Origin of the sequence: Thermococcus sp. JdF3, from assembly GCF_012027495.1 — an archaeon.
Lineage (GTDB): Archaea > Methanobacteriota_B > Thermococci > Thermococcales > Thermococcaceae > Thermococcus.
In genome coordinates this window covers 202519-211725 of record NZ_SNUK01000004.1, presented here as the reverse complement: position 1 = coordinate 211725, position 9207 = coordinate 202519, and the positions used below count along the sequence as shown (strand labels likewise).

The following is a 9207-nucleotide window of genomic DNA, read 5'->3' as shown; positions in this document are numbered from 1 at the left end:
AACCATGAGGAAACGCGGAAGGCCGCCGGTCATGAAGGCCTGGCGCGTGAGGATAACACCGCCAGGCGAAGAGCCTCTCGAATTTACCATTTTCGCCAGGACGCGGGAGAAGGCCGAGGAAATGGCGCGCTTCATGGTGAAGCAGAGCTTTCCTTTTTCGAACTTCTCAGTCCGCAGGTTTTACAGGAGGGTGAGAGTATGACTGAGATAAACGTTGTGTGGGTTCTCGCGACCCGGCTCGGAGCGTTCCGCCACTCTGCAAACTCATATCAGGTGATAAGGAAGTACAAGCGCAGGAAAGGTTACTCTGTTAGGCCGGTGGACAGGTTCTTCTCGGGTTACACGCGCTCTGGAGAAACCGAGAAGTTCGAGAATTTTGAAGAACTCGTCCAGTTCCTCGACGGCAAGCACCCGACCAGGACAAACTACGGCTTTAAAGTCACACCTCATGAAATCCTTGAAGCATTGGAGCAGTCCGACGAAGAAAAGCGCGAGTTCTGGAAGGCCGAGATTGAATACCTCAAGAAGCTCGTCGAGAAGGAGGTGGTCTGATGGCTTCAATTTGGTACAAGGAGCAGCGCACGAAGGAGGAGCGCAGGGAGATTTACCAGCGGCTCAGGAAGATGGGTTATCCAGCTGAAATCGCAAGGAGGCTCAGGGACTGGAGCGAGAACCACATCGAGCTCTTCATCAAGAGCAATCCACCAGAGCAGATCAAAGCTGCAATGGGAAAAGCGAAGGAGGAAAGAGAGTTTTACGAGGCCTACCCTGAGCTTGAGTTCCAGGTTTCTGGGATTGATTACACCGGCATGATGGGGTGAGCCGCAATGCCGCTTCTAATCACATATTTTGAACTGGAGAGGCTCAAGGAGTTCAGCCAGGCGCTTGAGAAAGTCGATGAACTCAGGACCCTTGTGCCGGTCCAGGTCGCGAACATCGAGCTCGAGGAGGAGAAGATCAAACTCGTCCTCCACGTGCCCGCCGACGCGCTCAGGCTTACAAGGGAGAGCTTCCCCCAGGCGGTGGTGGTAGCATGAGCAATGAAGGAGACCGGAGGAACCTCATCACCACCCACCACGAGGTCAAACGCATAAGACGCAGGACAGTCTCGGCCATCATCAACCAGCTCCACGGCTTCGACGCTCACGAGGAATTCTCCGACCTCCTCGAGGTGGTCCGGAAGAAATACGGGGTGACAAGAATCGGCCTCTTTGACATTGATTTGATTCTCTGGGACTTCAAGAACGGCCTTCCCCTGGCGCTCCTCGAAGTCAAGAGCCGCTATCAGCTCAGCGAGAGCGACGGTTATGCAGTCTTCGACGAGCCTCAGTACACATTCCTCGAGGACCTCAGCAACTACCTCGGCGTGCCGGCCTACTACATCGTGAAAACCAAGGTGAAGTGGCTCGTCTGGAAGGTCGAGAGAGGCCTGGCCGTGAGGCGGGAGCTCACCGACGGCCGGAAAGTGGTCCTCCTTCCACTGGAAAAAGCCAGGCGCTTCAACTCCGGGGGAATGGTCCACAAGTTCATCAAGAAGGAGCTGCTGGGGAGAAGGTGAGAGAATGAAAAATCAAGCCTCTGACTCCTTCGATTTCAATGCACTGCTGATTAACCCACCAAAGACGCTGAATAGGTATCCGGCTATGGTTCCAAGGAGGAAGGAGACACCCTCACTGCTGAGGACTTTCACATTTGCGAGGTACAGAACCCCTCCGAGCAAAACCACAGCAAGAGCCGTAACCAATACGACTGCAATTGTCCAGTACTTGTACTTCCTTAACTCGACCTCCTTGGCATACTCGTCAGATTTCTCTTTGTATGCAATATACCGGTCTCCCAACGTTTCAATAGCATTCACTCCTCGTTCAATCAACCGTATTAACTCAGGATCCAGCGAGCCATTCCTGTTCTCCAAACCTTCAGTTCCCCCGTCGGCAAGTTTATCGATTTTCTCAAGATCCTTTTTGATTTCCTCCTCTGCGTTGGCCATCACACCACCTATGAGAGTTCCGGTTTTTGCCAACTTAACCATTTCGGAGGTGAGAGAAGATGGACCCAATTGTTGCCTTGCTCCTCGGCTTCCTGTTTGGAGCAGTTCTCGGCCTGCCAATAGGGATACTGCTCAGAGAAGAAAGGAGGTCCCCATGACCTTTTCTTTTCTTTGCAAAAATTTTACACTTTTCGCGAGAGGTGAGAGAGAATGAGTGAGACCCACGTGGAGCAGATAATAAGCCTCCTCGAAAAATACGGCCTCAAAGAAAGGGACTGGGAAGAACTCTACGCCGTCCTCATAACCCTCGGAATAAAAGACAAAGCCGAAATCACCCGGGAACTCTACAACTACCTGAGCACGAGATACCCCCACCACGTGGCCCTGGGAATTCTCGCAGTCATACGCGCCAAACACTTCGACAACCTCTTTGACAAGGCCAAATACGTGCCAGGCTACCACATCAGCACCACAGGGATAGAAGTCTTCGACAAGTTAAGAGCTGTTCCCGGTAGTGGGAACATCGAGGAACATGGTGTTCCTGACAATCAGAGTGAGGAGAATCGGGAACATTCAATGTTCCCAACGTTCCGCTACCGTTCTTCTAAAAACCAGCTGATAGAACCCGCCAAGCCAAAGGAGGTCAAACCAGTCGAACCCGACCCGACCACGATAGCCTACTGGCTCACGGGGGTGAGGACATGAGCGAGGCAGAGAAGGTCAGGCAGGCCAGCGACAGGCTCAAGGACAAGCTCATTGAGGAGATAGAGGACCTCCTCAAGCAGATGGACGAGGAAGGCCTTGAACACCTCGACCCCAGCGTGCTGAGTCCCATGCTGAGGATATGGATACGGGGACAGTATGGCTTCCTGCCAACCTCAATCACGAAGGACCTGCTCAATGCTTACAAAGTAGTTCTCGAAAATTATAGAGCTGTTCAAAGTGATTTGAACGGTTTGAACACGAGCGTTCTTGGAGAATCTGAAGAGGAGCAGTTTGAACAAAGCTTGTTCAAACCGTTCAAATACCGTTCAGCCAAAAAAGAGCTTGGTAACGAGAAATTTGAGAGACTACTAAATGTCATCAAGGAGACCTACGGCTTACCAAGACCCGTTCACTCTAACGTGGTTCTCATCGTCATGGAAGCAAGGGATGAAGGCCATGAGCTGACTCCTCTAAGCATCATATTGCAGAAGCTCAGGGATGAGGTGGGTTTTACCAAGAACATGGTTTACAGGGTCAAGTCTGATTTCTTCGGCAACGGGAACACGGCCAAGAGCCTTCAGGCCGTCCTTTTCGACGCCACTGGTGAGGTGAACGGTGAGCCTGCTTTCAGGCTGAAGGATTCGGTGGTGAAGTTCGTCAAGGCCAAGGTTCTTGAGCTTCTCGGCTATGACCAGGAGGCCGAGGATTTACTGGACTACACCAACAGCGCCAAGGATTTCCTCAGGAACTTCAAGAGGGACGGGGAGGAGGTTTACCTTGACAGGGTCAGGGACCTGGTGAGAGAAGGTGGGAAGGACTTTTACGTGGACTACCTTGACCTGGTCAGGTACGACCCAAGGCTGGCGAAGGCTCTCTTCGATGAGCCTGAGTTTGTGCTCGGTGCTTTCGAGAACGCGGTGAGGGAACTCCAGGGGGAGGTTTACGAGGAGATTGCCCGACTCGAGCCTGAGTTGTTCGATGATGAGTTCGAGCCTGTAGAGGCCAGGGTCAAGGTCGGGAACTTTCCGCGGGTGTTCAGGCCGAGGGATATGAGACCTGACTTGGTGGGTAAGTTCGTGGCTGTTGAGGGTTACGTTACCTCGGCATCGAAGGTGGTCCCGTTCTTTGAGGTGGCCACGTACGTCTGCACTAAGTGCGGTCATGAGCTTGGTCTGTTCAACAGGCCGACTAGGGAACCTGCTAAACCGCAGTCAAAGTGTCCTGCCTGCGGTGCCAGGAACGCGTGGGATTTTGACGTGAAGAAGTCGAGGAAGGTGGAGATTCAGCATTTCGTGGTGAGGGATGCTCCAGAGAGCCTTCACGTTGGCGAGAACCCGAAGGAGCTGAGCGCGTACATCCTCGGCTCTGGTGCCGGCGCCGTGGACGTTGGGGATAAGGTGGTTCTCTACGGCATTCTAAGGGTGAGAGAAACGCTGAGGAAGAGCGTGGCCGAGTCTGATTATGTGCTTGAGGTGATTCATGTAGAGCAGTTGAACCGAGGCTTCCAAGTGGAGCTGAGTAAGAAGGACGTAAAGAAGGTCCTCCAGCTGAAGGACCTCTACGGTGATGACTTACCCGATGCCGTCGCGAGGTCTGTTGCTCCCTGGATTAAGGGGTACGAGTCAGTTAAGAAGGCCTCAGCTCTGGCGGTGGTTTCAGCTGAGGGTCTGTGGGACAAGAGGACCACCATTCATGTTCTCCTTGCGGGAGATCCCGGAGTTGGTAAGTCGAGGCTGGCCTTGGATTTGGAGAAGGTCGCACCGAAGGTCCTGACGGCTGAGGGTGGTGGGTCCTCTCGTGCTGGTCTCACGGCGAGTTTTGAAAAGGACGAGCTGACGGGGAAGTTCACGGTCAAGGGTGGCCTGCTGGTCCTCGGCAGTGATGGAATCGTCCTGGTCGATGAGTTCAGCAGTTTGAAGCGGGAGGATATTAACGCGCTGAAGACGTGTATGGAGCATGGGTTTGTCGCGCCGGCCAAGGCGGGAATTTCGAACATGAAGCTAAGAGCCACTGCCACAATCATCGGCACAGCCAATCCAAAGGCTGGGAGGATTGACAGGACCCAGTTATTGATTGATCAGCTAGACGTTCCGTTCCCGGTCCTGACGAGGTTTGACCTTATCTTTGCGTTCTTTGACGAGCCTGAGAAGGAGAAGGACGAGGAGATTGGGTGGAGCATTCTGAGTGAGGTTAAGAGACGGAAGAATCGGAAGCCTCCTGAGAGGCTCATCGAGGACGATCTGTTGAAGAAGCTGTTCGCCTACGCGAGGTTCAACGTGTTCCCTGAGATTGACGATGAAGTCGGCCGACTGATGGTTGCAGAGTTCCAGAAGATAAGGCGGAAGACGAAGCAGAGCGGAGCGCCTGTGAGCAGGCGTGTGATGGACGCCATTGTAAGGCTGGCTTATGCGCATGCGAAGCTTCGCCTGGCGGAGAAGGTCGAGAAGATTGACGTTGAGGAGGCTGTGAGGTTGATTTGGGAGAGCCTTGAATACGTCGCCTATGACCCGGAAACCGGCGAGATTGACGCGAGTATTCTTGAGGTTGGTGTTCCGTCGAGGGAGCGCGAGAGGTTCGAGCTGTTTGTGAGAGTGATGGAGAAGCTGGCGAGGAAGTATGAGGTCATTCCGCTCGAGGTTGTTTTCAGGACCTTGGAGAAGAAAGGCCTCCAGGAGGATGAGGTTAGGAAGTTCTTGGACAAGGGAGAGAGGCTGAACTATCTTCAGATAGAGGGAGAGTTCGTGAGGTGGACGTGAGGTGAGTTGTGATGAGGTTTCCTCTTTCGGGGGTCCTGGCAGTGGGGTCGATAACTTTAGCAGTGCTTGGGATCCTTGGTGCTGGCAACCATGACGCGCTGGCGGCCTCGTTGGTGTTTCTTTTTTCCGCGATGGGTATGAGAGTCGTGGAATACACCGAGGAGAGTGAGGTGAGATGGTGAGAACCAAAACCGTCTCGGCGAGAGTGGAGATGGAGTTCTATGAGAAGGTTCAGGCCTTGGCTGAGGGACGTGGCGTAACCGTGAGTGATGTAGTGCGCCAAGCCTTGGAAAATGAACTGGATGAAGCGGAGGTTCTCGAGCAGGTGAATGGCATGGAGGTCTATTATCCCAGGAAGCCGTGGTGGAAGAAGCTTGGCCACCGTATTCGTGCTTTGATTCTCTGATCGGGAGAATTCTTCCGTTTTCTTCATTTTTCTGGTTCAGTGCTTAAATCCCCCTAGTGAAATAGGGTGAAATTGGGGGGTTCACCAAAAATCCCCCGGTGAAATCAGGGGAAAGGTGGTGAGACTGGTGGAGGATGCGAGTGGGAGAAAGCTTTACGTGTGTCTTCGCTGTGGAAACAAGTTCTGGAGCCGTGCGAAAAGGCCGCAGTGTTCTGTCTGTCGTTCTAAGCGTGTGATACCGTACGAGGAGTTTTTACAGCTCCCACAGGAGGAACAGGAACGGATTCTTGGGAAGAGGGAGGCGAAGAAGGCCGAGAATGTTGAGGCTGCTGGGGTGAAGGAGGGTGAAGACAGGGGGAACCCTGTGAAAATCGAGGAATTCCCCGAGGGTGAGAGGGTGAAAAGCGAGGATTCACCCGGTGAAAATAGGGGAAACTCGGGGAAGAGCGAGGAATCCCCGAAAATCCCCCAGGGTGAAAAGGTGAAATCGGGGGATTCACCCAAAATCACCGGGGTGAAGAAGGGTGAAAAGCCGGGTGAGAAGGTGAAGGGTGAAAGGGTGAAGAAGGGGTTCCGCGTTCCAAGGCCGAGGTTGAGCTGGAAGGCGTGGAGCGTTATCTTTGCGCTGGCGTTCCTGTACTACCTCTATAAGGTCGGCTGGTTCGATGAGATGTTCAGGCAGTTGAAGCGCCTGGCTGGAAAGGACAAGGAGCCGGTTAAGGCTTACGGGGAGAAGCGTTCCCCGATTCTCGGGAAGATTGAGAGCAACCTAAGGGGGTGAGAGTGTGGGGAAGGTTAAGGCTGCTTTGGCGATGATGAACCCGGCCACTCAGGTGAAGATGGGGAGGATTTTCGGCTGGGTTGATGACCTGGTAGAGGCTATCCGCAGGACTGGTCTCGAGGTCGGCGAGGTGAACGGTGAGGAGGACCTTCAGGAGGTCCTGCTGAAGCTCATCGGTAAGGCGAAGGTCCGGCATGTGAGGGAGAAGAACGCGCTGGTTCTGGAGCTGGGGAAGGAGAAGAGGCTGAGGCTGACTTTGAGCTTCAAGGAGGTTGAATGATGAGCGAGGAGGTCAAGGCCGTCGAAGTCGAGCTGGACGAGAAGGACATCACGAGCCTGGTCGAGGACGTGGAGAGGGACCTTGAGGAGATTGATGAGCTGGTCGAGGAGGAGGAACTGGAGGAGGTTGGCGAGACTGGAGGCCTGATGAGCGAGGAGGAGTTCAACGCGAGGCTTGACGAGTTCCAGGAGCGGGACCATAGCCTGACCATCTTCGCGAACTACTACGTGAAGATGCTGGAGAAGAAGGCGAAGGAAATCGGTGCGGACATTGACTTCTCGATATGGTGGGACGTTGGAAGGCCGAGCTTCAACGCTGGCCTCTGGTACATGGAGAAGGTGGAAGGTCAGAGCCTGCAGGTGAGCGGGAAGTTCGGCCTTCTCATTGGAGCGGGGTCCCTGCTGATGCTGACGTGGATGTACCGGAAGGCGGCGAAGGAGGCGAAGGTTAGGGGTGGTAAGGTCCGGCCGGAGGCCGGGGAAAGGACCTCTGGGTCCGAGGCCAAGGTTGAGGATAAGCCGGTTAAGACCGAGGCCGAGAAGCTTCGCGAGAAGGCGAAGCCGAAGGAGCCTGAGCCGCCGAAGAGCGAGATGCTGGCTAAGATTGCGAAGAACCTCGGCTCTTGACTTTTCTTTTTGGAGGTGAGGCTTATGGGGATCCTGGACATTGACATCCCGGCCTGGAGTATTGACCTTATTTACGGGAACACTGGTTCGGGGAAGAGCTACTTTGCCGGCTGGCTGATCGAGCAGGCGTGGGAGAGGGAGAGGCGGTTCATTGTTCTCGATACCAAGGTGAAGAACCATCTCGGCCTGGTCCAGCTCAAGGGAGTCAGGCTCCTCAAGATTAAGGTGGGGACGCGGTACAACTGGAGGAGGCTCCTGGACTTCGACCAGGTGCTGGTGGTCCCGACGCGGGGGACCATCAACAGGATTGGAGTGGAAGGCCTGGTGGAGCAGTACTACAAGCCTCTCCTTGATGAGATTTTCAGGCGGGACCGGGACCGGATTATCGTGGTGGAGGAGGCGCACAGGTTCAACCCGTCATCGAGGAGGCCGGGGAAGGAGCTGGAGCAACTGTTCAGGGAGGGGAGAGATGGGAAGCTCTACACGGTTGCCATAACTCAGTCCATCGCGGACTTCCCGAAGCTTCTCTTCCGCCAGGCGCAGAGACACTTCATCTTTCAGCATTACGTGCCGAATGATGTCATTTACCTCAACCGCATGGTTCCCGGCTTCTCGGAGCTGAACGACCAGCTGAGGGAGCATGACCTCATCGAGTTCATCCCGCCTTCAAAAACGAGGATTATCAAGCGTGAGCTGGTGGTGAGGAGGACGAGACACTTCGGGTGATGGCCTTGGCGAGGCTGTACCTCTACGATGATAAGCGGTCGGTGTTCCACACGGTCCTTGGCTTTGCCTCGGCCTTCCTCCTCGTTTATGGCCTGGTGGTCCTAATCCTTTATTTGGTCTATCAAGTGAGGGAGAAGGAGTACCCTGTGGCGACGGTGGGGGGTGTGGTGGAGTTCCTGGTCGGCTACGTTTACGGCTTGGCCGCCGTGGCCTGGCTGGCGTTAGGGTTTTATACTTAGGCGAGAACAAAAAGCGAGGGATATTTATGACGAAGCGTAAGGCTGAGAAGGGAGCGAAGCGTGTTGAGATTGACCCTGCCGCGCGAGACCTGGTCGAGCTTGCGAGAGAGGGGGGGATTGATTTCGATGAAATCAAGAAGCCGACGCGCTTCAAGAAGTACAGGATTAATTATTGACACGAGTGTGCTGGCCAACTGGGTGAACAGAGGCAGGAAGGATTTACTCTCAAAATACAAGGGGTCGTACATCTCGGCAATCACGCTTTTTGAGTTCCTCCGGGGTATTCGCGATGACAAAAAACGCAAGAGAGCACTGAGGGATTTTAAGAGGCTGTACAAGGTAATTCACGTGGATACTACAACCGCAGTCCTGGCTTCGGAGATGTACGTCGAGCTTCAGAGGAGGGGGACTCCTCACGATGATGACGGTGATTTGTTGGTTGCGGCAACGGCTCTCAAGAGGAATCTAACTGTTTTGACGGCGGATAATGGTTTCAAAAAGTTTAGAAACCTTGGGGTAGATGTGATTCTGACGAGGTGATGGGTGTGGGTGTTTACCTCGACCGCGAGGCGATGGAGATTATTCAAACCGTTCGTGAGAAGCTGGCGAGGCAGTTGGGAGTTAGCGAGAAGCACATCTCGCCGAGCATGGTAGTTAAGTACCTCTACTCTCAGGCATATCCGAAAAACACGAGTTAG

18 protein-coding genes are annotated in these 9207 nt (G+C 54.1%); 17 read left to right on the top strand and 1 reads right to left on the bottom strand.

Going from position 1 to position 9207, the window contains the following annotated elements:
* The first annotated feature begins 4 nt into the window (after window positions 1-4).
* Genes E3E42_RS08205 through E3E42_RS08185 form a run of 5 tightly spaced genes read left to right on the top strand, consistent with a single transcriptional unit; the run spans window position 5 to window position 1558 of the window.
* Entirely contained in the window at window positions 5-202 is a 198-nt protein-coding gene (locus E3E42_RS08205) for a hypothetical protein (RefSeq protein WP_167903940.1), read from the top strand.
* Entirely contained in the window at window positions 199-552 is a 354-nt protein-coding gene (locus E3E42_RS08200; protein ID WP_167903939.1) for a hypothetical protein, read from the top strand. Before E3E42_RS08205 ends, E3E42_RS08200 begins: the two co-directional genes overlap by 4 nt.
* Complete coding sequence (locus E3E42_RS08195) at window positions 552-821, top strand: hypothetical protein (RefSeq protein WP_167903938.1); 270 nt, start codon at window positions 552-554, stop codon at window positions 819-821. The genes E3E42_RS08200 and E3E42_RS08195 overlap by 1 nt, the downstream gene beginning before the upstream one ends.
* Window positions 822-827: 6 nt before the next feature.
* A complete protein-coding gene (locus E3E42_RS08190) occupies window positions 828-1037 on the top strand; it encodes a hypothetical protein (protein WP_167903937.1) in 210 nt (69 codons plus the stop codon).
* The gene (locus E3E42_RS08185) at window positions 1034-1558 is read left to right on the top strand and encodes a hypothetical protein (protein ID WP_167903936.1); all 525 of its coding nucleotides are present in this window, start codon (window positions 1034-1036) and stop codon (window positions 1556-1558) included. The genes E3E42_RS08190 and E3E42_RS08185 overlap by 4 nt, the downstream gene beginning before the upstream one ends.
* A gap of 12 nt (window positions 1559-1570) precedes the next feature.
* On the opposite strand, the gene E3E42_RS08180 is transcribed toward E3E42_RS08185, so the two are convergent.
* Window positions 1571-1990, bottom strand: a complete 420-nt coding sequence (locus E3E42_RS08180) for a hypothetical protein (RefSeq protein WP_167903935.1) — start codon at window positions 1988-1990, stop codon at window positions 1571-1573.
* Between the two features lie 210 nt (window positions 1991-2200).
* On the opposite strand from E3E42_RS08180, the gene E3E42_RS08175 reads away from it, so the two are divergent.
* From E3E42_RS08175 to E3E42_RS08120, 12 genes are all read left to right on the top strand, one after another.
* Entirely contained in the window at window positions 2201-2695 is a 495-nt protein-coding gene (locus E3E42_RS08175; RefSeq protein ID WP_167903933.1) for a hypothetical protein, read from the top strand.
* Window positions 2692-5451 carry a minichromosome maintenance protein MCM gene (locus E3E42_RS08170; RefSeq protein WP_167903931.1) on the top strand — a complete coding sequence of 920 codons (2760 nt, stop codon included), beginning with the start codon at window positions 2692-2694 and terminating at the stop codon, window positions 5449-5451. Before E3E42_RS08175 ends, E3E42_RS08170 begins: the two co-directional genes overlap by 4 nt.
* Window positions 5452-5462: 11 nt before the next feature.
* Window positions 5463-5633: a hypothetical protein gene (locus E3E42_RS08165; RefSeq protein ID WP_167903929.1), complete on the top strand. Its 171-nt coding sequence runs from the start codon at window positions 5463-5465 to the stop codon at window positions 5631-5633.
* The gene (locus E3E42_RS08160; RefSeq protein WP_167903927.1) at window positions 5630-5857 is read left to right on the top strand and encodes a ribbon-helix-helix protein, CopG family; all 228 of its coding nucleotides are present in this window, start codon (window positions 5630-5632) and stop codon (window positions 5855-5857) included. The genes E3E42_RS08165 and E3E42_RS08160 overlap by 4 nt, the downstream gene beginning before the upstream one ends.
* A gap of 118 nt (window positions 5858-5975) precedes the next feature.
* Window positions 5976-6638 carry a hypothetical protein gene (locus E3E42_RS08155; protein WP_167903925.1) on the top strand — a complete coding sequence of 221 codons (663 nt, stop codon included), beginning with the start codon at window positions 5976-5978 and terminating at the stop codon, window positions 6636-6638.
* A gap of 4 nt (window positions 6639-6642) precedes the next feature.
* Complete coding sequence (locus E3E42_RS08150) at window positions 6643-6918, top strand: hypothetical protein (protein WP_370519636.1); 276 nt, start codon at window positions 6643-6645, stop codon at window positions 6916-6918.
* Window positions 6918-7544, top strand: a complete 627-nt coding sequence (locus E3E42_RS08145) for a hypothetical protein (RefSeq protein ID WP_167903923.1) — start codon at window positions 6918-6920, stop codon at window positions 7542-7544. Before E3E42_RS08150 ends, E3E42_RS08145 begins: the two co-directional genes overlap by 1 nt.
* 24 nt (window positions 7545-7568) lie before the next feature.
* Window positions 7569-8270 (top strand): ATP-binding protein, encoded by a 702-nt coding sequence (locus E3E42_RS08140; protein WP_167903921.1) that lies wholly within the window; start codon window positions 7569-7571, stop codon window positions 8268-8270.
* Window positions 8270-8509 carry a hypothetical protein gene (locus E3E42_RS08135; RefSeq protein ID WP_167904050.1) on the top strand — a complete coding sequence of 80 codons (240 nt, stop codon included), beginning with the start codon at window positions 8270-8272 and terminating at the stop codon, window positions 8507-8509. The genes E3E42_RS08140 and E3E42_RS08135 overlap by 1 nt, the downstream gene beginning before the upstream one ends.
* Before the next feature lie 26 nt (window positions 8510-8535).
* Window positions 8536-8685, top strand: coding sequence for a hypothetical protein (locus tag E3E42_RS08130; protein ID WP_167903919.1), 150 nt, complete (start codon window positions 8536-8538; stop codon window positions 8683-8685).
* 7 nt (window positions 8686-8692) lie between these two features.
* A complete protein-coding gene (locus E3E42_RS08125; protein WP_370519635.1) occupies window positions 8693-9049 on the top strand; it encodes a type II toxin-antitoxin system VapC family toxin in 357 nt (118 codons plus the stop codon).
* Window positions 9049-9207 (top strand): hypothetical protein, encoded by a 159-nt coding sequence (locus tag E3E42_RS08120; RefSeq protein ID WP_167903686.1) that lies wholly within the window; start codon window positions 9049-9051, stop codon window positions 9205-9207. Before E3E42_RS08125 ends, E3E42_RS08120 begins: the two co-directional genes overlap by 1 nt.

Excerpts from the sequence above, each read along its gene's own strand:
- E3E42_RS08205 (WP_167903940.1), top strand. The coding sequence starts at position 5 with ATGAGGAAACGCGGAAGGCCGCCGGTCATGAAGGCCTGGCGCGTGAGG.
- E3E42_RS08120 (WP_167903686.1), top strand. The coding sequence starts at position 9,049 with ATGGGTGTGGGTGTTTACCTCGACCGCGAGGCGATGGAGATTATTCAA.
- E3E42_RS08145 (WP_167903923.1), top strand. The coding sequence starts at position 6,918 with ATGAGCGAGGAGGTCAAGGCCGTCGAAGTCGAGCTGGACGAGAAGGAC.
- E3E42_RS08200 (WP_167903939.1), top strand. The coding sequence starts at position 199 with ATGACTGAGATAAACGTTGTGTGGGTTCTCGCGACCCGGCTCGGAGCG.
- E3E42_RS08190 (WP_167903937.1), top strand. The coding sequence starts at position 828 with ATGCCGCTTCTAATCACATATTTTGAACTGGAGAGGCTCAAGGAGTTC.
- E3E42_RS08170 (WP_167903931.1), top strand. The coding sequence starts at position 2,692 with ATGAGCGAGGCAGAGAAGGTCAGGCAGGCCAGCGACAGGCTCAAGGAC.
- E3E42_RS08185 (WP_167903936.1), top strand. The coding sequence starts at position 1,034 with ATGAGCAATGAAGGAGACCGGAGGAACCTCATCACCACCCACCACGAG.
- E3E42_RS08135 (WP_167904050.1), top strand. The coding sequence starts at position 8,270 with ATGGCCTTGGCGAGGCTGTACCTCTACGATGATAAGCGGTCGGTGTTC.
- E3E42_RS08165 (WP_167903929.1), top strand. The coding sequence starts at position 5,463 with ATGAGGTTTCCTCTTTCGGGGGTCCTGGCAGTGGGGTCGATAACTTTA.
- E3E42_RS08195 (WP_167903938.1), top strand. The coding sequence starts at position 552 with ATGGCTTCAATTTGGTACAAGGAGCAGCGCACGAAGGAGGAGCGCAGG.
- E3E42_RS08175 (WP_167903933.1), top strand. The coding sequence starts at position 2,201 with ATGAGTGAGACCCACGTGGAGCAGATAATAAGCCTCCTCGAAAAATAC.
- E3E42_RS08140 (WP_167903921.1), top strand. The coding sequence starts at position 7,569 with ATGGGGATCCTGGACATTGACATCCCGGCCTGGAGTATTGACCTTATT.
- E3E42_RS08180 (WP_167903935.1), bottom strand. The coding sequence starts at position 1,990 with ATGGCCAACGCAGAGGAGGAAATCAAAAAGGATCTTGAGAAAATCGAT.
- E3E42_RS08130 (WP_167903919.1), top strand. The coding sequence starts at position 8,536 with ATGACGAAGCGTAAGGCTGAGAAGGGAGCGAAGCGTGTTGAGATTGAC.